Below are 22,045 nucleotides of genomic sequence, written 5' to 3' on the forward strand. Positions count from 1 at the left end.
GTCAGATTCCCAGGTGTTGTGCGACGCGGCGGGCGAGTTCCTCCGGCGCGGCGATGTCGCCGCCGCCGGCTTCCAGGGCGCGCGAGGCCGCCCAGTCGTAGCAGCCCTGCAGCGACTGGCCGCCGATCAGGCCGCCGCGCGCGGCCAGCATCAGCGCGGGCTCGGCGTGGGCCGGGTCGGCGCCGCTGAGCAGCAGCACGGCGGTGCGGTACGGCGGCAGCCCGCCCAGCAGCGCGGTGACATCGACGGCTTCGGCGACGAACTCGACCTTGCCGGCGGTGGCGCGCGCCGACAGATCGTCGGGCACCACGTAGACCACGCCGGCACGGGCGACCATGCCCGCGACCGGGATGCTCACCGGCAGTGGCGAGACGCGCTCGATCTGCCGGACCAGGTTGTCGTAGCGACCGCCATCCAGGCGCAGGTGCACCAGCACGGGCTGCTCGAGCGTGTCGGGCAGCTCGGCCAGTACGCGACGGACCGCGTCGGGCCCGCCGATGCCGGCGAACAGCAGCACCGCGCCGGGCACGATCTCGCCCTTCGGCTGCGGATCGGCCGCCACACCATGCGCCGGGTCCAGCGCCTCAAGCTCAAGGTTCAGATCGCCGAACCCCGGCGGCAGCGGCGGCGGTTCGGCCGGCGCGCGCTTCTCCGGCACCGTGACCTGGAAATCCTCGACCAGCGAGAGCGTGCCGAACGAGGGCCGCGGCGGAGGCGGCGGCGCTTCGATCGCAACCGGCGGCGCCTCCGCGGCCGGCTCGGCCGGTTCGAGCGGCGCCAGCACGGGCGTGTCGACCAGGGCCTGGCGCGTCGGCGTCTCGGGCGGCGTCCAGTTGTCCAGGTCGATGACGAAGGCATCGGCCGGCTGTGCGCCGGCGGCCTCGTCCTCGAGCTCCAGCGGCGGCAGCGTGGCCGGGTCGCGATCGCCGGGCTGCGGATCCGGGACATCCGCCAACGACCAGGACACGGGCGAAGGCGAAGCAGTCTGCGTGTCCACGCCTTCGATTGGGTCGACCGACGCCTCAAGCGCGTCCGTCGGCACGTTCAAGCCCGGATCGACCGGCAGCGCGGCCGACTGCCCGGCGGCTTCGTCCAGATGCAGCTCCAGCCGCGCGCCTTCGTGCAGCTGTTCCGGCGCCGGCGGGCGGCCGGGTTCGGGCGCCTGCGGCGGTTCGATCTCCGCGCCCGGCGGCAGCACGTCGCCGTGGCCATGCAGCTTGGCGCGCAGATGCCTCGCCCAGCGCTGCGCGTCCCAGCCCTCGCGGGCGCTGGCCAGCGCGGCCTCGTCGTAGATCACGGTCAGGGCGGGGTCGGCCAGGACCGCCTCCAGCCGGGCCAGCGCGTCCTCGATGGCCGGCTCCAGCGCCACCAGCACCACCTGTGGGCCGCTGGCGGCCAGCGTGTCGGCATCCAGGCTGTTGGGGTCGTCTTCCAGCGCGATCCGCGCGCCGGCGCCGAGCAGCGCGCCGCGCAGCTGCTCGCGGGCCGCGCCCGGGCGCGCCAGCAGCACCACGCGCGGCGCGGACAGGGCGGCCTCAGTCGCGGACACGGGCGATCCCCAGCAGGTCGTACACGTTGCGCATCAGATCCAGCTCCTGGTACGGCTTGCCCATGTAGCGCTGCACGCCGATCTCCAGCGCGCGCTGGCGGTGCTTGTCGCCGGTGCGCGAGGTGATCATCACGATCGGCACGCCGGCAAAGCGCGGATCGGCGCGCATGGCGGTGGCCAGCTCGTAGCCGTCCATGCGCGGCATCTCGATGTCCAGCAGCATCAGGTCGGGCACGCGCTCCTCCAGCCGCTCCAGCGCCTCGACGCCGTCGCGCGCGGTGGCCACCTCGAAGTTGTGCCGCTCCAGCACGCGTCCGGTGACCTTGCGCATGGTCAGCGAATCGTCGACCACCATCACCAGCGGCACGTGGCGCTGCTCGACCTGGGCCGAGGCCGGCACGGCCGAGACCGGCTGGGCGATATAGCGGCGCACCAGCGGCGCGGCGTCCAGGATCACCACCACGCTGCCGTCGCCGGTGATGGTGGCGCCGTAGATGCCCGGGATCGAGCCGATCTGCGGGCCCACCGGCTTGACCACGATCTCGCGGTTGCCCAGCACCTGGTCCACCGCCACGGCGGCGCGCAGCTCGCCGGCGCGCACCAGCAGCAGCGGCACCTGCGGCTGGCCTTCGGCCTTGGCCGGGGCCTGGCCGACCAGCGTGCCCAGATCGTGCAGGGCGTATTCCTCGCCGCCATAGACGTAGGAGCCGCTGCCGGACTCGTAGCGCTCGCGGCTGATGCGGCCCACGCCGCCCACCGCCGCCACCGGCACGGCGAACTGGGTCTCGCCGATCTGCACGAACACCGCCTGGGTCACCGCCAGGGTCTGCGGCAGGCGCAGGGTGAAGCGCGTGCCCTGGCCCCGGGTCGAGGCGATCTCCAGCGAGCCGCCGAGCTGGCGCACCTCGTTGTGGACCACGTCCATGCCCACGCCGCGTCCGGCCAGCTGGCTGACTTCCTCGGCGGTGGAGAAACCCGGCTCCAGGATCAGCCGCTCCAGGTCGACGTCGGCGATCTCCGCGCCGGGCTGCAGCATCCCGCGCTGTTCGGCGCGGCGGCGGATCGCGGCATGGTCGATGCCGGCGCCGTCGTCGGCCACCTGCAGCACCATTTCCGAACCTTCGCGGCGCAGCACCACGCGCACCGTGCCCTCTTCCGGCTTGCCCGCCGCGCGGCGCGCCTGCGGCGACTCCAGGCCATGGGCCACGGCGTTGCGCAGCAGGTGTTCCAGCGGCGCGGTCATGCGCTCGAGGACGTTGCGGTCCAGTTCGCCGTGGGCGCCTTCCAGCTGCAGCTGGGCCTGCTTGCCGGTGTCGGCTGCGGCCTGGCGCAGCACCCGGCGCAGCCGCGGCACGCTGCCTTCGAAGGGCACCATGCGTGCGCGCATCAGGCCGTCCTGCAGTTCCGAGCTCACCCGCGACTGCTGGCCGAGCAGGCTGTCGTTCTGCCGCGCCAGGTCGTCCAGCACGCCCTGCAGGCCGCTGATGTCGGCGGCCGATTCGGCCAACGCGCGGGACAGCTGCTGCAGCGTGGAGAAGCGGTCCAGCTCCAGCGGATCGAAGGCGGTGTCGCGCGTGTCCTGCTCGCGCTGATAGCGGGCGACGATCTGCGCCTCGGTCTCCAGGTCCAGACGGCGCAGCTGATCGTGCAGACGCGTATTGGTGCGGTCCAGCTCGGCCATGGCCGCGCGGAAGGCACCCATCTGCTGCTCGAGGCGGGCGCGATAGATCGCCACCTCGCCGGCGTGGTTGACCAGCTGGTCGAGCAGATCGGCGCGCACGCGCACCTGCTCCTGGCCGCTGCCCGACGAGGCCTGCTCGTCCTCGCCCTGGCCATGCAGGTCCAGCGGGGCCGACAGCGGCGGCAGGTCCGGGATCGGCTGCGGCACCAGCGGCGCGATGGCCACGGGCGCGGGCGCGAGCGACTCGGCGCTCGTCTCCGCGGCGGGCGGCGTCGGCTCGGCGGCGGCCTCGACGGCCCACGGCGTGCGCGGCTCGGCGTCGACGAAGGCCGCGTCGCTGGCCGGTTCGTCCGAAGACATCGCCGCACGCTCGGCCTCGGCCTGGCGGATGGCGCTGGCGTAGGAGGTGCCCAGGGCCACGTCCAGCGCTGCCAGCAGCTCCGCGTCCAGATAGTCGGCCGACGAGGCAGTGGCCGGCTCGGGTTCTACGCTCGCAGGCTCCTCAGCAAAGCCTGGCTGCGAGGGCGACTGCGTTTCGTCCTGCAGATCCCAGGCCGACGACGCGGCATCGCGATGCTCCTCCGTTGATACCGGCTCGTGCGGCGCCTGGCTCGCATCGGCCTCCGGCAGGAAACCGAAGGCCTCGGCATCCTGGCTGTCCGGCATCGATTCGTCGACGGCGTCCAGCGCGTCGGCGGGTTCGGCCGGCAGCGCATCCTCGCGCTCTGGCGAGACGGTGAAGGCGAACGGCTCGGCTTGCTGGTCGGCGGCGGGTTCCTGGACGCCCGGCTCCTGCTCGTCCAGGGCTTCCGCATCGGCGTCAGCGCCGGACGGGGCCGCTTCGATCGACGGCGGCGCCTGGTCGAACGACGTCGCCTCAGGCGTGGCCGCCTCGGGCGGGGCCACGTCGTCAAAGGACACTTCCTCGATCTGCAGCTCATCGAACGCCGACGATTCGGCCGGCGCGGCCGCACCCTCGTCCGTGGTCACCTCGCCGCGCGCACGCGCGTCGAACTCGGCCACCAGCGCCGGCTGCGGGGCTACGACGCGGTAGGCGGCCGTGCGTCCGAGCATGCCGTGCAGGGCGTCGAAGCCGCGCTCCAGCAGGCCGATCACGCCGCGGTCCACGTCGGTGCGGTGTTCGGCGACCTGCTCCAGCAGCGACTCGATCGCATGGCCGAGGTCGCCGATCGGCTCGATGCCGGCCATGCGCGCGCCGCCCTTGATGGTGTGCAGGTCGCGCTGCAGCCCGATCACCAGGCTGCGGTCGTCCGGCGCCTGGCGCAGGCGCGCCAGCAGGCCGTCGGAGTGGTCGAGCAGGTCGTTGCCCTCCTCGACGAAGATATCGACCAGATCGCGGTCGAGCACGCTGAAATCCAGCAGGTGCTCGGTCTGATCCTTCGCTTCGTTGGCCACCGGCTCGCTCAAAGAGGCCGCATGCGCCTCCTCGTGCGGCGGACCATGGCCCGCCGCACCATCCAGAGCCTCGATGTCCTCGGCCTGGTCTTCGGCGAACAGCGCCTCGGGCGCGTAGTCGTCCTGGGCGTCGGCGATGTGCGTCGGCGCGGTCGGCGTGGCGGCGAACGTGGCGTCCGCCGATTCGGGCAACGGCGCGTCTTCGGCGGTCTCGGCGGCGGCTTCCAGCGCGACCGGGCCGCCCTGCACCACCTCGCTCACCTCGGCGACCGTCGGCTCGCTCGGCTCCGGCGCGGCTGGCGCCTGCGGCGCGAAGGCCTGCGCGTGTTCGTACCAGGCCATGGCCCCGGCCGCCGCTTCCGGCTCGGTCAGGGCGACATCGCCATCGGCCGGTGTCTGCGCCAGCGCCTCCAGCTCGGCCCGCTCCTCCTCGCTGAGCGCATCTTCGTCGTCCAGCGCGCGCACATCGGCGTCGTCGGCGGTGTCGGGCAGGTCCTCGAGGGCGAGCAGGTCCGGATCGATCTGCGGGTCGCGCTCGGCATGGGCCTCCAGCGAGACGTCATCGGCCGCGCCCTCCGGCTGCGGCGCGCCGGTATCGAAAGCGGCCAGTTCCGGCGGCAGCGGCGCCTCGAACGTCGGCACCGGCGGCTCTGCCGTCGCCCTGTTGGGACGCTCGGCCTGATAATCCAGGCGCAGGTCGAACCAGGTCGCCTGGCCGTCGTCGACCGGCGGGGCGTGCGGCGCCGGCGGCTCGAACGCGTCCAGCGTCGGCACGAATTCCACGTGTCCGTCGACGAAGCGCGAGAGGTCCATCGCGCCGGTGAGTTCCAGATCGCCCGGCGTCTCAGGCTTCAATGGCGCCACGGGCGCCAGCCCTGGATAGGTGGCTTGATCCTGATCGTCTACCGAGGCGGTGAACAGGCGCTGGGCCGCGGGCAGGCTGTCGCGCCGCTCCTCCAGCAGCGCACGCAGCACCAGGAACTGCGGGATGCGCGGCTGCGGCTCCTGCAGCGCGGCGATGGTGGCGCGCACGGCCGCGGCGGCCGAGGCCAGCCCTTCGACGCCGGCCGGATCGGCCTGCACCTGGTTGGCCAGCAGCCGCTTGACGTACTGCTCGGCGCGGCCGGTGACCTCGGTGATCTCCGGCACGTCCGCCATCGCGAAGGCGCCGTTGATCGTGTGGAAGGCGCGCAGCAGCGGCTCGCTCGCCGCGGCGGACTGGGCGTTGCGCGCCTGCGCCAGCCAGGCATCGACCACCTGCAGGTGGTTGGCGACCTCGGTTTCCAGGATCTCGCGCAGCACGCTGTCCACGGTGGCGGGCGTGCCGTCGCTTGAAGGCGTGGGCGCTGCGACTTCGCTCTCGTCTTGCGCAGCGGTGGCGGCGGGAACTTCGCTGGCGGGGGCGGCGGCGTACCACGCCTCTTCGCCGCTGGCCAGGCGCTCGGCGATCGCCTCGATCCCGGCCAGGTCGGCCTGCACGCCGGCGCGGCCGCGCAGGGCCGCATCGAGCTGGGGCAGCGTGTCGGTGGCCTGCTGCAGCAGCGTCTGCACGGCCGCGCTGGGCGGACGCGAACCGTCCAGCACGCGATTGAGCATGTTCTCGATCTTCCAGGAGAACTCGCCGAGCAGGCGCGCGCCGACCAGGCGGCCGCTGCCCTTGAGGGTATGGAACACGCGCCGGATCGGACGCAGACGCTCCAGGTCGTCCGGCTTGGCCAGCCACAGCGGCAGCAGCTGGCGCAGGTTGCCGATCTCCTCGTCGAACTCCTCCAGGAAGACATCGCGGATCTCGTCGTCGATATCGTGGCCGGACACGTCGAAGCCGGCGGCCAGCGCGGGCGCATCGGTCGCAGGCGCCAGGTCCTGCGGCGGGAGCGAGGAGACCGGATAGGCGGCGTCCTCGGGCGCGGCGGTCGTCGTCGGCGGCGGCTGCGCGGGCGCGGCGGCCTCGGGCTCGTAGGCGAAGGCCGGCTGGCCGACCGAAGGCAGCAGCGCTTCCAGCGTGGGATCGGGCCGCAGTGCGTCTTCCGGCGCTTGCTCGGGTTCGGGCGAGCGCTCGGTGGGTTGCTCGTTGACGGGCGCCTCGGCGGTGAGATCGAATGCCATCGCGTCCGTGTCTGCCGCGACGTCTTCGTCGGGCGCAGCCAGGGGCGGCACGTCCACGTCCGGCGCCTGATCGCGCAGCTCAAACTCCGCCACGCCGACCGGCGACGGCACCTCGTCGCGTTCACTGGCCACCGGATCGAACACCGAGGCATCGCTGGCCGTCGGTTCGAACGCCGGCAAAGCGTCGGCGTGTTCGAGCGCATCGTGCAGGTCCAGGCGGATCGCCTGCGCCGGCGCATCGTCCTGGCCGTCGAATTCGCTGGCCACCGGATCGAACGCCGAGGCGCTGCTCGCCTGCGGCTCGAACGCCGGCAGCGCCGGCGCACGTTCGATCTCCAGCGCCTCGCCGGCGGGCACGCTGTCGGCGGCCTCCGGCGTCAGACCGACCGACGCCTGCGCGCTCGAATCGTCAGCATCGTGCGCGCCTTCGGCTTCCGCCTGCCGCACCTCCGGCACTTGCGGCACCGGCAGCGGCCAGTAGCGCAGCGTCTCCAGGCTAGAGCGGGTGATGCCGAGGATTTCCTCGCGGTTGGGGCGATGCTCGCGCAGCGCTTCCAGGTAGTACTCCAGGCTGGCCATCGCGTCGGCCAGCGTGTCCAGCTGCGCCCCGCCCGGCACGCGCCGGCGCTCGATCAGCTCGGTGCCGATGTAGCGGCGCACGCCTTCGACATAGTCGGCCGGTTCGGCCAGCTCGAGCATGCGCAGCGCGCCGCCGACCTCGCCCAGCAGGCGCGGCATCGCCTCCAGCTGCGCGTGGTCCCAGCCGGTCTCGATGAAGGCCACGAACTGCTGCCGCGCCTCGGCGAAATTGCGCATCGCCTCGCCGGCCAGCGCCTCGACCGTGCGCCGCGACTCGGCGGCCTGGGCGTCCGGCGCGCCGCCGGCATCGCCCAGGTGCGCGACCTGGTCGTCCAGCGAGGCATCGACGTAGAGCAGCGCCCCGGCGATATCCAGCAGCGCGCTCTCGTCGGGCGCGCGCCGGCCATCGACCAGGTCGGCCAGCGAATCGCGCTGCTGCAGCACCACGTTGCGCGCCAGGCCCAGGCCCATCATGCCGAGCGTGTCGGCCACGCTGCCCAGCTGTGCCACCTGCGGCGCCAGGCCCGCGATCTCCGCGCCGGTGCGCAGCTGCAGATCCAGCGCGTCCTTGACGCGCATCAGCTCTTCCTTGACCACGCCGCCAACGGTGTCCAGCAGCGCGCGGTTGCGCCCGCTCAGGCTGCTGCGGGCGTGGTCGATCTCGGCCTGGCTGGGCGAGGCCGCGGACAGGTCGAAGGCGCGGCGCAGGTCTTCCAGTGCCGGATGCCGCGCATCGGTCTGCGCCACCTGGTAGAGCAGCAGCCGGGTGGGCTCCTGCCCGGGCGTGGCGCCGGGGACCAGCCCCTGGCGCAGCTGACGCACGGCGCGCAGCACCGCGGCGAAGCCCTGGTGCAGCGCCGGGCTGGGCGTCAGCGCGCCATCGCGCAGCGCCTCGGCCACACTGCTGGCCACCCACAGCATGCGCCGGGCGGCGGTGTGCTCGGCCAGGCGCTGCAGCGGGATCAGGGCCGACGCCAGGGCGCCGGCGTCGGCCGGCGTACCGTCCTCGGGCCAGCCGGCGAAGGTGCGTTCGAGATGATCGCCCGCCTGGGCGAAGCGGGCCTCGCGCGTGCTGGAGGGCAGCGGCTCGGTGGCCGGCACGTCCTGCGGCAGCGGGCGGCTCAGATCCGGGGCGAACAGCACGCTTTCGCTCAGGCCGGCCTCGCCGCGCGCGGCGCGGATCTCGTTGAGCAGCGGCAGCAGCACGATCGGGATGTCGCGATGGCCGCTCTGCAGGCGTTCCAGATAGTCCGGCAGCAGCACGGTGCCGCGCATCAGCGTGGCACAGCCCTCGGCCGGATCGGCGACCTGGCCGTCCTGCAGGGCCTGGGCGAGCTTTTCCAGCTCCTCGGCCACCATCGCCGGCGCGTACAGCTCGACCATGTGCAAGGTGCCCTGCACCTGGTGCAGGTAGCCCACGCACAGGTGCATGCGCGAGACATCGGCCGGATGCTCGGCGAAGGACTCGATCTCACCGCGCACCAGGCGCAGGGTCTGGTCCAGCTCGGGCTTGACCCAGCCGAGCACGGCGTGGCTCATCGCCTCGCGCAGCGCGCTCATGGCGAGCCCCGCATGCCGAAGGCCGGGTGGTGGACGATGCTGGTCATGCGTTCAATGTCCTCAGCCCGGCAGCTTGAAGTCGGCCACGGAGCGACGCAAATCCGATGCCAGCTGGGTCAGGTGTCCGATCGATTCGGCGGTCTGCCCGGCGCCCTGCGAGGTCTGCAGGGTGATGCGGCGGATCACGCCCATGGTCTGGGTGATGTCCAGGGCCGCGGTGGACTGCTGCTGGGCGGCGGCGGAGATGTTCTTGATCAGCTCGTTCAAGTCGCTGGACACCCGCTCGATCTCGCCCAGCGCCGTGCCTGCGTCCTCCGCCAGGCGCGCGCCGGAGACCACTTCGGAGGTGGTCTGCTCCATCGAGCTGACCGCCTCGTTGGTGTCGGCCTGGATCGCCTGGACCAGCGATTCGATGCGCTTGGTCGCGCCCGAGGTGCGTTCGGCCAGGCGCTGCACTTCGTCGGCCACCACCGCGAACCCGCGCCCGGCCTCGCCGGCCGAGGCCGCCTGCACCGCCGCGTTGAGCGCGAGGATGTTGGTCTGTTCGGAAATGTCGTTGATCAGTTCCACCACCGAGCCGATCTCCTGCGAGGACTCGCCCAGGCGCTTGATGCGCTTGGAAGTCTCCTGGATCTGGTCGCGGATCTGGTCCATGCCGCGGATGGTCTCGCGCACCACGCCCGCGCCCTCGGTGGCGATCAGCACCGAGCGCTGCGCCACCTCGGCCGAGTCGGTGGAGTTGCGCGAGACCTCCTCGATGCTGACCGCGATCTCGTTGATGCGGTCCGAGGCGGTGGTGATCTGCTCGGCCTGATGGTTGGCCGCCTCGGCCAGCTGCAGCGCGGTGGCCTGGGTCTCCTGGGTCGAGGCGGCCACCTGCACCGAGGTGTCGTTGATCGTGGTCACCAGGTGACGCAGTTCGTCCACCGCGTAGTTGATCGCGTCGGCGATCGCCCCGGTCATGTCCTCGGTGACCGAGGCCTTGACCGTCAGGTCGCCCTCGCCCAGCGAGGAGATTTCGTCGAGCAGGCGCATGATCGCCTGCTGGTTGCGGCTGTTGTATTCGACCTGGGTCTGGTAGCGGATTTCCTGCTCGCGCTGGCGCCCGGCGTAGAGGCTGTAGAGCAGCGCGATCAGCGAGAGCACCAGGATGGCGCCGCCGACGATGGTGTACCAAAGGTTGGGGAACACGCGCGTATCGCGCACCGAGCCGAAGGCGGAGAACGCGTCGAACAGCTTCTTGCTGTCCTCCAGCATCTTGCCCGAGCCCTCGGTGATCGCACCGGAGGCCGACTGCGCGGCGAACAGGCTGCGCGCACTGCCCAGGATCGCGTCCAGGTCGCGCTTCATGCCGGTCCACAGCGTCTGCGACTGCTCCAGCGCCTGCACCGCCGCCGGCACGCGCAGCGGGGCGATGCCCAGCTCCTCGTTGCCGTTGCGCAGGCCTTCGATCACCTGGCCGAACAGCAGCGCATCGCGCGCCAGCGCGTCGCCGGCCATGGTCGCGGTGCTGCCGCCGGCGCGCATCTCGGTGACGTTGCGGGCCATGCGGCCGGCCACCACGACCTGCTGCAGCGCGCTGTAGACCTGCGAGGACGGTGCGCCGCTGGCGGACATGGCGCGCACTACCTCGTTGAGCTGCGCCTGCAGCTGCGGCACCTGCGCGCCGAAGCGGTTGGCGTTGCCGGCCAGCGCCAGCACGGCCGGCTCGGCGTTGACGATCTGGCCGGCGCTGGCGTCCAGCGGCTTCCAGGTGGTCAGCAGCTGCTGCAGCGCGCCCTGCACGCCCGGCTCCTGGCCAAAGCGCTCCTGCAAGCCACTCAGCGTCTTGTTGATCTGGCCGCGGGTGGCCTTGAACGCGGCGTAGGCCGGGGCGTTGCCGCCGACGGCCTCGTTGGCCTGGTTGGCCAGCTGCTGGGACAGCACCTGCAGATCGGCCGCGCCGGTGGCGGCGCCTGACAAACGGCTGCCCTGATAGGTCGACATGGCCGTATTGGCCGTCACCACCAGGAAGGACAGCACCAGCAGGATCGCCCAGAACGTGGTCCCCATGCCGCCCAGCCTGGCCTTGGGCGTTTCCGCGGCAGTACTCATTGCTTGATCCCCGAAAAGAACATCAGTGAATGCACGCGCGCCGCCACCCCAGCGGCGCTGCGTCTCCGGCGCCGCGCTATTGCGCGGCCTGCCGGAACTCCGGCGTTCGCGCCAGCAGCGATAGCGCGAACACCCCCCAATCCTGGCCGTCGCTGGAAAACGCCTGCGAGACGAAATGTCCGAAGCGGCCATCGGCCAGCGCCCCAGGCGCGGTGACCTGGTCGCGGCCGAAGCTGCGCTGCCCGTACAGTTCGTCGATGGTCAGCGCCACATCGCCACCGGCCTGGCGCATCACCAGCACCCGCTGCCCCTCGTGCAGCACGGTCCGCTCGCCCTGGAGGAACTGCTTCAGGTCGATCACCGGGAACAGGTTGCCGCGCAGATTGCCCACGCCCAGCATCCACGGCTGCGCGCCGGGCACCGGCGTCACCGGCGGGATCGGCACGATCTCCACCACCTCATCGAAACTGGACACCAGCCGGCGCGACCCGATCCGGTAGGCGACCCCGCGCCACTGATCCTCCTCGGCGCGCGCCTGCGGCAGGGCCACCGCGTGGGCCAGGCTGCGGCGCTCGTAGTCGGCCAGGATGTCGAAAGGCGTGCGGATCATGCCGACACCTGCGACGAGGCGAGGCCGGAGGCGTGGGCGGCGGGGCGATGGGAAACGGCGTCCATGGCGTTCCCTAGAGCGTGCTATGCACATTGAGATGAGTGCGAAGCGACCTGGGGCGTGTCGAGACAAGGCGTGCGCTGCCGCCCAGGCTGGCCGCCTGGGCAAAGCGCGCAACGCAGTATCGGCGCGCGCCAGGTCGCTTCCCTCCGGGTTGGCCGTCAGCGGCACGGAGCCGGCGCCGCGCGGCTTGCCTTGGCAGCCAGCCAAGGCCGCACCGCGCGACACCACCTCCGCACCGCTGACAGCCAACGCATCTCATCTCAATGTGCATAGCACGCTCTATCAGGCGGCGACGTGGGTGCGGATGGCCTCGAGCAGCTCCTCCCGCGTGAACGGTTTGGTGAGGTACTGCTCGGACCCGACGATGCGCCCGCGCGCCTTGTCGAACAGGCCGTCCTTGGAGGACAGCATGATCACCGGCGTGCGCTTGAAGACCTGGTTGTTCTTGATCAGCGCGCAGGTCTGGTAGCCGTCCAGGCGCGGCATCATGATGTCCACGAAGATGATCTGCGGCTGCTGGTCGGCGATCTTGGCCAACGCCTCGAAGCCGTCGGTGGCGGTCACCACCTCGCAGCCCTCGCGCTTGAGCAGGGTCTCGGCCGTGCGCCGGATGGTTTTCGAATCGTCGATCACCATCACCCGCAGGCCGTCCAATCCACCGGCCTGGCTATCGTTGTCTGTCATGGCGGAGCATTCCCCTGGCGCGCGACGCTTCATCGGCGGCATCGCTGCGAAGCGCCTTATATCCCACCCGTCCACGCGGCCTGTCAAGACGGCGCAGCCGGTGGCGCGCGCTCTGTGACGCCCATTGCAGAACCGTGGGGCGCGGCCGGCGCCTGTTACCATCAAGACCCTGTCGCACCCCCTTCCTGTACGCCTCATGCCTCTCGACGTCATCGTGGTGATGGACCCCATCGGGTCGATCAAGATCGCCAAGGACACCACCTTCGCCATGTTGCTCGAGGCCCAGCGGCGCGGCCACCGGCTGCATTACGTCATTCCGGGCGGGCTGTCGCTGCGCGGCGGTGCGGCCCTGGCGCGCACCGCGCCGCTGACCGTGGCCGACGACAAGGCCGGCTGGTTCACCCTGGGGGCCGAGACCGAGACCGTGTTCGGCCCGGGCCAGGTCGTGCTGATGCGCAAGGACCCGCCGGTCGATCCGGAATACGTCTACGACACGCAGGTGCTGGAGATCGCCCAGCGCGCCGGCGCGCTGGTGGTCAACAACCCGCAGGGCCTGCGCGACTACAACGAGAAGCTGGCCGCGCTGCTGTTCCCGCAGTGCTGCCCGCCCACGCGCGTCAGCCGCAGCGCCGCCGAGCTCAAGGCCTTCGTCCACGAGCACGGTCAGGCGGTGCTCAAGCCGCTGGACGGCATGGGCGGGCGCTCGATCTTCCGCACCGGCACCGGCGATCCCAACCTTAACGTGATCCTGGAAACGCTGACCGACGGCGGCCGCAAACTGGCGCTCGCGCAGAAGTTCATCCCGGACATCAGCGCCGGCGACAAGCGCGTGCTGCTGGTCGACGGCGAGGTGATCGACTACTGCCTGGCGCGCATCCCGCAGGGCGATGAGTTCCGCGGCAACCTGGCCGCCGGCGGCCGCGGCGAGGGCCGCCCGATCAGCGAGCGCGACCGCTGGATCGCCAGCCAGGTCGGCCCGGCGATGAAGGCGCATGGCATGCTGTTCGTCGGCCTGGACGTGATCGGCGACTACCTGACCGAGGTCAACGTCACCAGCCCGACCTGCGTACGCGAGCTGGACGCCCAGTTCGGCCTGAACATCGCCGGCCAGCTGTTCGACGCGATCGAGCGCAAGCTCGCGGCCTGATCCGCGCCATGTCGTCCGCCGCGCTGCCCGCGCCCCCGCTCGACGAGAACGCCCGACTCGGCGCCACCCTGGCGCTGTCGGTGCTGATCCACGGCATCGTGCTGCTCGGGCTGGGCTTCGCGCTGGACGACAACGCGCCGGTGGTGCCGACCCTGGACGTGATCCTCAGCCAGACCAGCACGCCGCTGACGCCCAAGCAGGCCGACTTCCTGGCGGCCGCCAGCCAGCAGGGCGGCGGCGATGCGCAGAAGTCGCGGCGGCCGCGCGAAAGCCAGGCCGGCGTGGTGCCGCAGGCCGAGGCCGGCGTCTCGCCGGTGCCGCTGCGCGCGCAGGCGCCCGACGCCGCCCCACCGCCGCAGACCCGGGTCGTCACCACCGCCGATTCGGACATCATCGTCCCGCCGCAGGAAGCGCATCCGCGTCCGGACCGGCCGGACCTGCCGCCGGGCGAGCAGAAGATCGAGCACGACATGGAAATGGCGCGCCTGGCCGCCGAAATCCATCTGCGCTCGGACCTGTACGCCAAGCGGCCCAAGCGCAAGTTCGTCTCGGCCAGCACCCAGGAGTACGCCTGGGCCAACTATCTGCGCGCCTGGGTCGACCGCGCCGAGCGCGTGGGCAACCTCAACTATCCCGACGAGGCGCGCCGCAAGCGCCTGTCCGGGCAGGTGGTGATCTCGGTGGCGGTGCGCCGCAACGGCACGGTCGAACAGAGCCGGATCATCCAGTCCAGCGGCGTGCCGCTGCTGGATTCGGCCGCCCTGCGCGTGGTCGCGCTGGCCGCGCCCTTCCCGCCTCTGCCCGACACCGACGAGCACGTGGACATCCTGCACGTCACCCGGACTTGGGTGTTCCTGCCGGCGGGTGAGCTGCGCGATCAGTAGGTCCGCGCAAAACACGGGCGGCAGAGCGGACAGATGAGAGCCGGTGGGCGGTGCCGACGGATCCGCCTCGCCACCGTTGACCACCCCCTGTAGAGCGGAGCTTGCTCCGCTGCGCTTGTGCCGGATCGTTGGCAAAGCCTCAGCGGAGCAAGCTCCGCTCTACGAGGCCACGAGTAATGTGAAGATACAGGCGCCCCCCCAGGCACGCTGCGCATCGCATCGTGTGAGCTGCCCTGGCGGCGATCAGGCTTTCCCGAAGAAGCCGCTTCGCACAAGGCCCCACATATTCATCCTCCTGTCTTCGCCGCCTTCGCCGCGCGCAGCGCCTGCTGTTCCTCCAGCGTCAGCGCCACGTTGTTGCGCAAGTAGGCCGGTTCGACGGATTCGGGAGACGGGCGCTCACCGCGCGCCCAGGCCTGCAGCGCCAGGGTGGCCACGTCGGCGGCATGCGGCAGCGCGCCTGCGTCCACGGCGATGAGTTGGTCCTGCAGCCGCGCGGCAAGGGCGCCGTCGACCGCGGCGAATCCGGTGCCCACGGCCTGCCACCCGCCTTCACCATCGGCCAGCGCGACCGCCTCGGGCGCGCCCACCGTCTCGGCATCCAGCGCCTCCAGCACCTCGCCCTGGCGGCGATAGCAGGCGGAATACACCTCACCCATGCGCGCGTCGATCGCGGCCATCACGCGGGTGGCCTCGGCAGGGGCGCGCAGCGCCAGGGCCTGCAGCGTCGACACGGACAGCAGCGGCCGGTCCAGTGCCAGCGCCAGGCCCTGGCCCAGCGCGATCGCCAGGCGCACGCCAGTAAACGCGCCGGGCCCGCGTCCCACCGCGATCGCATCGAGCTGAGACTTGGCCACGCCCGCCTGGTCCAGCAGCGCCTGCGCCCACGGCAGCGCCAGTTCGGCATGGCGACGCGGCGCGAGCTCAAAGCGCTCGATCACCTGACCATCGACGGACAGGGCAACCGAACAGGCTTCGGTGGAGGTTTCAAAGGCGAGCAGGCGCATGCGGCGGATCGGGAGCGAAGAAACAGTGCGCCATTCTGCGCCCTCGCACCGGCGCGGCCAAACGCGCCAAGGTTGCCTGTGCTCACAGGCCTCCCCGTCGCTGCCATGCACACGAGCACAGCTTGCGACTGCTGGGGAAAGTGCTCATTACCGTCGTTCCCGCGACAGCGGGAACCCAGCGACTTACGCGCGCAGGAGCCAGAGGCACTGGGTTCCCGCTTTCGCGGGAAAGACGATAGAAGGTTCGTCGACGGCGCTTGGCCTTCTGCAGCGAAAGCCGAAGCGAAACGCTGACCTCGCGCTTCACTTCGAGCCGCCGTCGGCCGCGCGAAGGCGCCAAAAGCAAAACGGGCCGCCCGAAGGCGACCCGTCGTGTGCAACAAGCAGCTGGCGGCGCTGCTTACTTGACCAGCGCAGCGATCGCGGCACCCAGATCGCCCGGCGAGCGGACAGTCTTGACGCCCGCGGCTTCCATCGCCGCGAACTTGCCTTCGGCCGTGCCCTTGCCGCCCGAGGCGATCGCACCGGCATGGCCCATGCGCTTGCCCGCCGGGGCCGAGGCGCCGGCGATGAAACCGACGACCGGCTTCTTGACGTGCTTGGCGATGTACTCGGCGCCGGCTTCCTCGGCGTCGCCGCCGATCTCGCCGACCATGATGATGCCTTCGGTCTGCGGGTCTTCGTTGAACAGCTTGAGGCAGTCGACGAAGTTCAGGCCGTTGATCGGGTCGCCGCCGATGCCGATGCAGGTGCTCTGGCCCAGGCCGACCTCGGTGGTCTGCTTGACCGCTTCATAGGTCAGCGTGCCCGAACGCGAGACGATGCCGATCTTGCCCGGCTTGTGGATGTGGCCCGGCATGATGCCGATCTTGCACTCGCCCGGAGTGATGACGCCCGGGCAGTTCGGCCCGATCAGCACGGTGTCCGGATGGGCGCGGGTGAGCACGTTCTTGACGCGCAGCATGTCCAGCACCGGGATGCCCTCGGTGATGCACACGATGACCTTGATGCCGGCCGCGGCCGCTTCCAGGATGGCGTCGGCCGCGAACGGCGGCGGCACGTAGATGACCGAGGCGTCGGCGCCGGTGGCCTGCACCGCATCGGCCACGGTGTTGAACACCGGCAGCTCGAGGTGGGTGGTGCCGCCCTTGCCGGGGGTCACGCCGCCGACCACCTGGGTGCCGTAATCGAGCATCTGGGTGGCGTGGAAGGTGCCCTGCTGGCCGGTGAAGCCCTGCACGATCACCTTGGTGTTCTTGTTGATAAGGACAGACATTGGATTTCCTTCGGTGTCGTGGATCAGGCGGCGTTCTTGACGGCTTCAACGACCTTCTTGGCGCCGTCGTTGATGTTGTCGGCCGGGATGATGGCCATGCCGCTGTCGCGCAGCAGCTGCTTGCCTTCCTCCACGTTGGTGCCTTCCAGGCGCACGACCACCGGCACCTTGACGCCCACTTCCTTGACCGCGGCGATGATGCCCTCGGCGATCATGTCGCAGCGCACGATGCCGCCAAAGATGTTGACGAAGATGCCCTGCACCTTGTCCGAGGACAGGATGAGCTTGAAGGCCTCGATCACGCGCTGCTTGTTGGCACCGCCGCCCACGTCCAGGAAGTTGGCCGGCTCGCCGCCGTTGAGCTTGATCACGTCCATGGTGGCCATGGCCAGGCCGGCGCCGTTGACCATGCAGCCGATATTGCCGTCCATGGTCACGTAGTTGATGTCCAGCTCCGAGGCGATCACCTCGGTCGGATCTTCCTGGGTCTTGTCGCGCATGGCGACCAGATCCTTGTGACGGAAGTTGGCGTTGTCGTCGCTGTTGAACTTGCCGTCCAGCGCGTACAGGTTGCCATCGTCCAGGATCGCCAGCGGGTTGATCTCGACCAGCGCCAGGTCCTTGTCGTTGAAGATGCGGTACAGGTTGACCATGATGCTGGCCAGCTGGCCGGCCTGCTTGGCGGTCAGGCCCAGCTTGAAGCCGATGTCGCGGCCGTGGTAGCCCTGCACGCCCTCGACGAAGTCAACGTTGAGCGTATGGATCTTGTCCGGGGTCTCGGCGGCGACCTGCTCGATCTCCATGCCGCCCTCGGAAGAGGCGATGTAGGTGATGGTCTTGGTGCCACGGTCGACCAGAACCGACAGGTACAGCTCCTTGACGATCTCGCCGGCGGTGGTCACCAGCACCAGGCCGATCGGCAGCTCGACGCCGGCGGTCTGGTAGGTCGCCATCTTGGTGCCGAGCATCTTGGCCGCGGCCGCCTTCACATCGTCGGTCGTCTTGCAGAACTTGACGCCACCCGCCTTGCCGCGGCCACCGGCGTGGATCTGGGCCTTGACCATCCAAGGGCCCTGCCCCAGCGACTTGGCCACTTCAACCGCTTCGTCCGGGGTCGCAGCGACCTTGCCGGCCGGGACCGGGATGCCGTATTCGGCAAGCAGTTGTTTTGCCTGGTATTCGTGGAAATTCATGCGTCACCGTATAGATAAGGTCAGTACGCATCGCGCGCGTCGGCGCGCCCTCCTCAAGACGGGGGCAGCCTGGGCGCCGATGGGCCGCACATTGTCGCCCATGGCGCTGTTGCGACGCAAAAGCGGCGGTTTTGGCGCCGGGCTCCTATACTCGGGTTCGTTCCATCCAGTGGAAGGATTCGTCCAACTTGAGTAACGGGCCCGCCAAGACGCCGACCCTGCCACTGGCCTCGGTTCCGCGGCGCGAGCTGTATTCGCTGGCCCTGTACCGGGTCCTGGAGGCCGGCATTCTGGCCGGCATCCTGTTCAGCCCGCTCTCGGACATCCTGGGCGGGGACGACATCCAGTCGCCCTTGCTGGTCACCTGTCTCACCGTGTTCTACCTAGTGTTCTCGGCGGCGATGCTGATCTTCGGCCGCAACGAGAAGCACCTGCTGCCGATCGTGACGATCGGCGTCGGCGTCGACATCGCCGTGGCCTGCGTGGTGACCTCCGCCCTGCCCCCGTCCGCACAGGGCGTGGCCATGCTGCTGCTGTTCAACGTGGCCGCCGCCTGCGCCCTGCTGCCGCTACGCTGGGGCATCGGCGTGGCCGTGGCCGCGACGGCCGCGCACTTTGGTCAGTACCTGGTGGCCGCTTTCGCGCTGAACGCACCCCCGCGGCCTGTGGCCGAGGTCGTGATGTTCTGCATCAGCTACCTGGCCGTGGGCCTGCTGTCGGTGCAGGTCGGCCTGCGCGCGCGGCGCAGCCAACAGTTGGCGGACGAACGGGGGGCCGAGGTCGCCAACCTGGTGGAGGTCAACGAGCTGATCATCCGCCGCATGCGCACCGGCGTGCTGGTGGTCGATGGCGGCGGGCGCATCCGCCTGTCCAACGAGGCGGCGACCGCCCTGCTCGGCGCAGTCGCGGAAGTGCCCGAGGCCAGTGAGGGCAACCTGCTGCAGAACGTGTCGCCGGAGCTGGCCCGGCGCATGCAGCGCTGGCGCAACGGCTGGCAGCAGGACGAGACACCGCTGGCGCTCTCGCCCGACCAGCCGGACATCCAGCCGCGCTTCGCCCGCCTGCTGGCCGGCAGCGACCTCTCGCTGGTGTTCCTGGACGACGCCACGGTGGTCTCGCGCCGGGCCGAATCGCTGACCCTGGCCGCGCTGGGACGCTTCTCGGCCAGCCTGGCCCACGAGATCCGCAATCCCCTGGCCGCCATCAACTACGCCGTGCAGCTGCTGGAAGAGTCGCGCGAGTTCAACGCCAGCGATCGCCATCTGCTGGGCATCATCCATCAGCAGTGCCAGCGCACCAACGGCATCGTCGAAAGCGTGCTCGGCCTGGCCCGGCGCGAGCGCGCCATTCCCGAGCACACCGACCTCAACCTCTTCACCCGCCAGTTCGTCGACGAGTACCAGCAGTCGATGTCGATCGAGACCGACAGCCTGGAAGCGGTTACCGGCAGGCATCAGGTCACCGCCCTGGTCGATCCGCGCCACCTGCACCAGGTCTGCACGGTGCTGGTCCACAACGCCTTCAACTACGGCCGCCTGCCAGGCGAGCCGGCGCGCGTGCGCCTGCGCGTGTTCCAGCTCGACAAGCGTGCCATGATCGACGTGCTTGATCGTGGACCCGGCATTCCGCCCTCGGTCGCGGCGCAGCTGTTCCGGCCGTTCTTCACCACCTCCGAGCACGGCACCGGGCTGGGCCTGTACATCGCCCAGGAGCTGTGCCGGGCCAACCAGGCGACGCTGGACTATGTCTCGGTGCCCGGAGGCGGCAGCTGTTTCCGCATCGCCATGCCCGGGCCCAACGCCCTGCTGACGAACTGACGCGTGAGGGGTTGGGCCGATATCCGCGGCGCGCCTCTCGCTCGCCGGCCCGTTCAGCCGGTAGACTGGCGGCGAACCACGCGAGACCACGATGAGCGACCCCCGAAGCGCCCTGATCGTCGATGACGAACGCGATATCCGCGAACTGCTGACCCTCACCCTGGGCCGCATGGGCATCCGCATCGACACCGCTGCCAACCTGGGCGAGGCGCGCGCGCTGCTGGCCCGCAATGCCTACGACCTGTGCTTCACCGACATGCGACTGCCCGACGGCAACGGCATCGAGCTGGTGGGCGAGATCTCGCGGCAGTTCCCCAAGACGCCGGTGGCGATGATCACTGCATTCGGCAATGTCGAGCTGGCGGTGGAGGCGCTCAAGGCGGGTGCCTTCGATTTCGTCAGCAAGCCGGTGGACATCAACGTCCTGCGCGGCCTGGTCAAGCACGCGCTTGAACTCAACAACGTCGAGCGCCCCTCGCCGGCGCCCGCGCCTGCCCAGCACGCGATGCGCCTGCTGGGCGAGTCGTCGGCGATGCGCGAGCTGCGCGACACCATCGCCAAGGTCGCCCGCAGCCAGGCGCCGGTCTACATCCTCGGCGAATCGGGCGTGGGCAAGGAGCTGGTGGCCCGCACGATTCATGAGCAGGGCGCGCGCTCGTCGGGTCCCTTCGTGCCGGTCAATTGCGGCGCGATCCCGGCCGAGCTGATGGAAAGCGAGTTCTTCGGCCACAAGAAAGGCAGCTTTACCGGCGCACACGCCGACAAGCAGGGCCTGTTCCAGGCGGCCAGCGGCGGCACCCTGTTCCTGGACGAGGTGGCCGAACTCCCGCTGCCCATGCAGGTCAAGCTGCTGCGCGCCATCCAGGAGAAGGCCGTTCGCCCGGTCGGCGCCTCGGGCGAGATCCAGGTCGACGTGCGCATTCTGTCGGCCACCCACAAGGACCTGGGCGAACTGGCCCACGACGGCCGCTTCCGCCACGACCTGTACTACCGCATCAACGTCATCGAACTGCGCGTGCCGCCGCTGCGCGAACGCACCGGCGACCTGCCGCAGCTGACCGGCGCCATCCTTAACCGGCTGGCAGGCAGCCAGGGACGCCCGGCCCCGCGCCTGACCCCAGCCGCGGCGGATGCGCTGTCGCAGTACGCCTTCCCTGGCAACGTCCGTGAGCTGGAGAACATCCTAGAGCGCGCCATGGCCATGGCCGACGAGGACGCCATCGACGCCAGCGATCTGCGCCTGCCGCAGGGTGAGCGCCGATCTGCCGCGGCGCAGCCTCCCCCACAGTCCCCGCCGCCCCAGGACTACGACCCGTTCCGCTCCGCACCCACTCCCCAGTTCGGCCAAGGCCTGCCGTCGCAATCCGGCGCCTCGTCCGCGCCAACGGCCAATGAAGCCGAAGGCCCGCTCCCCTCCTACATCGAACAGATGGAGCGCGCCGCCATTCACAAGGCCCTGGAGGACAACCGCTGGAACAAGACCAAGGCTGCGGCCCAGCTCGGCATCACCTTCCGCGCCCTGCGCTACAAGCTCAAGAAGCTCGGCATCGAATGAGCCCGAGGCCACGCACTGATAGGCAACCCAGAAGTGAGACTTGGTGTGCGACTTGAACTGAGACTTCGCTCAGCTTCTCCCTACAAATCTTTCCCCAGCGACCAACAGCTGACGAGATGCGTCACTTTTTGACGCAGCAAGGCAGAAGCGGATCGATAGCTCATCGCGCAACTGCCTAAACGCGGGTGAGTTGCCCACCGATAGGCCTTGAGGCGATGACGATGTTGGCACGCTTCGTGCTGAGTACCTCCCGCACGTGGGTATCCACGGCGCCCACGGTCCGCGACATCCCAGGGACACGGGGAGACAGTGTCCCTCAACCAGTTCCACCACCCTTCGAAGGAATTGCTCATGAAGAAGAACATGCAGGGCGGCTTCACCCTCATCGAACTGATGATCGTGGTCGCCATCATCGCCATCCTGGCCGCCATCGCGCTGCCGGCGTATCAAGATTACGTTGTGCGGTCGCGCGTTTCAGAAGCTATGGTGCTAGCAGATGGCCTGAAGGTCACTGTCGCCGAGAATGCCGCCCAAGGCGCGGCGGATCTTGGCACCGGCGCAACCTTGACCACCGCGGCTGATAAGTCCCCCAACGTGACCTCCACTGCGATTGCCGCAGCCACAGGCGTGATCACTGTTACAACGACCGCCAAGGCCGGCAATGGTACTGTTGTTCTGACGCCGACCGCCGGCGGGGCCGCTCTTGCTGCCAACACTCCGCCGAACGGCACGATCGTCTGGACCTGCACAGGCACGATCAAGCAGAAGTACCTGCCCAGCAGCTGTAAGGGCGCATGATTCAGCTTAACTAACTTGTTTAAGAG

Annotated in this window: 13 protein-coding genes; 5 read left to right on the plus strand and 8 right to left on the minus strand. The window is 70.1% G+C overall.

What is annotated here, in order from left to right:
- Position 1: 1 nt before the first annotated feature.
- The 5 genes from ACFJIT_RS10000 to pilG form a co-directional block, all read right to left on the minus strand.
- The gene (locus tag ACFJIT_RS10000; RefSeq protein ID WP_228257965.1) at positions 2-1,549 is read right to left on the minus strand and encodes a chemotaxis protein CheB; all 1,548 of its coding nucleotides are present in this window, start codon (positions 1,547-1,549) and stop codon (positions 2-4) included.
- Positions 1,536-8,891: an Hpt domain-containing protein gene (locus tag ACFJIT_RS10005; protein WP_130561831.1), complete on the minus strand. Its 7,356-nt coding sequence runs from the start codon at positions 8,889-8,891 to the stop codon at positions 1,536-1,538. The genes ACFJIT_RS10000 and ACFJIT_RS10005 overlap by 14 nt, the downstream gene beginning before the upstream one ends.
- Positions 8,892-8,951: 60 nt before the next feature.
- A complete protein-coding gene (locus tag ACFJIT_RS10010) occupies positions 8,952-10,985 on the minus strand; it encodes a methyl-accepting chemotaxis protein (RefSeq protein ID WP_130519273.1) in 2,034 nt (677 codons plus the stop codon).
- A 76-nt stretch (positions 10,986-11,061) separates the two neighbouring features.
- Positions 11,062-11,592, minus strand: coding sequence for a chemotaxis protein CheW (locus tag ACFJIT_RS10015; RefSeq protein ID WP_130519341.1), 531 nt, complete (start codon positions 11,590-11,592; stop codon positions 11,062-11,064).
- Positions 11,593-11,940: 348 nt separating this feature from the next.
- Positions 11,941-12,342 (minus strand): twitching motility response regulator PilG, encoded by a 402-nt coding sequence (gene pilG / locus ACFJIT_RS10020; RefSeq protein WP_130561830.1) that lies wholly within the window; start codon positions 12,340-12,342, stop codon positions 11,941-11,943.
- Between the two features lie 196 nt (positions 12,343-12,538).
- Here pilG and gshB point away from each other — a divergent pair, with 196 nt between their 5' ends.
- Positions 12,539-13,489: a glutathione synthase gene (gene gshB, locus ACFJIT_RS10025; protein WP_130523588.1), complete on the plus strand. Its 951-nt coding sequence runs from the start codon at positions 12,539-12,541 to the stop codon at positions 13,487-13,489.
- 8 nt (positions 13,490-13,497) lie between these two features.
- The gene (locus ACFJIT_RS10030; RefSeq protein WP_130519280.1) at positions 13,498-14,373 is read left to right on the plus strand and encodes an energy transducer TonB; all 876 of its coding nucleotides are present in this window, start codon (positions 13,498-13,500) and stop codon (positions 14,371-14,373) included.
- 287 nt (positions 14,374-14,660) lie between these two features.
- Here ACFJIT_RS10030 and tsaB read toward each other — a convergent pair whose 3' ends face one another.
- From tsaB to sucC, 3 genes are all read right to left on the minus strand, one after another.
- Positions 14,661-15,380 carry a tRNA (adenosine(37)-N6)-threonylcarbamoyltransferase complex dimerization subunit type 1 TsaB gene (gene tsaB, locus ACFJIT_RS10035; protein WP_130561829.1) on the minus strand — a complete coding sequence of 240 codons (720 nt, stop codon included), beginning with the start codon at positions 15,378-15,380 and terminating at the stop codon, positions 14,661-14,663.
- 400 nt (positions 15,381-15,780) lie between these two features.
- Positions 15,781-16,656: a succinate--CoA ligase subunit alpha gene (sucD, locus tag ACFJIT_RS10040; protein WP_130519284.1), complete on the minus strand. Its 876-nt coding sequence runs from the start codon at positions 16,654-16,656 to the stop codon at positions 15,781-15,783.
- Positions 16,657-16,679: 23 nt separating this feature from the next.
- Positions 16,680-17,849, minus strand: coding sequence for an ADP-forming succinate--CoA ligase subunit beta (gene sucC / locus ACFJIT_RS10045; protein ID WP_130519285.1), 1,170 nt, complete (start codon positions 17,847-17,849; stop codon positions 16,680-16,682).
- Between the two features lie 188 nt (positions 17,850-18,037).
- Between sucC and ACFJIT_RS10050 the strand changes: the two genes are divergently transcribed.
- From ACFJIT_RS10050 to ACFJIT_RS10060, 3 genes are all read left to right on the plus strand, one after another.
- On the plus strand, positions 18,038-19,666 hold the full coding sequence (locus ACFJIT_RS10050) for a PAS domain-containing sensor histidine kinase (protein ID WP_130561828.1): 1,629 nt from the start codon (positions 18,038-18,040) through the stop codon (positions 19,664-19,666).
- Positions 19,667-19,757: 91 nt separating this feature from the next.
- Positions 19,758-21,221 carry a sigma-54 dependent transcriptional regulator gene (locus tag ACFJIT_RS10055; RefSeq protein WP_130561827.1) on the plus strand — a complete coding sequence of 488 codons (1,464 nt, stop codon included), beginning with the start codon at positions 19,758-19,760 and terminating at the stop codon, positions 21,219-21,221.
- 351 nt (positions 21,222-21,572) lie between these two features.
- On the plus strand, positions 21,573-22,019 hold the full coding sequence (locus ACFJIT_RS10060; protein ID WP_130561826.1) for a pilin: 447 nt from the start codon (positions 21,573-21,575) through the stop codon (positions 22,017-22,019).
- Positions 22,020-22,045: the final 26 nt, after the last annotated feature.

The organism is Pseudoxanthomonas sp. UC19_8, assembly GCF_042700505.1.
Lineage (GTDB): Bacteria > Pseudomonadota > Gammaproteobacteria > Xanthomonadales > Xanthomonadaceae > Pseudoxanthomonas_A > Pseudoxanthomonas_A winnipegensis.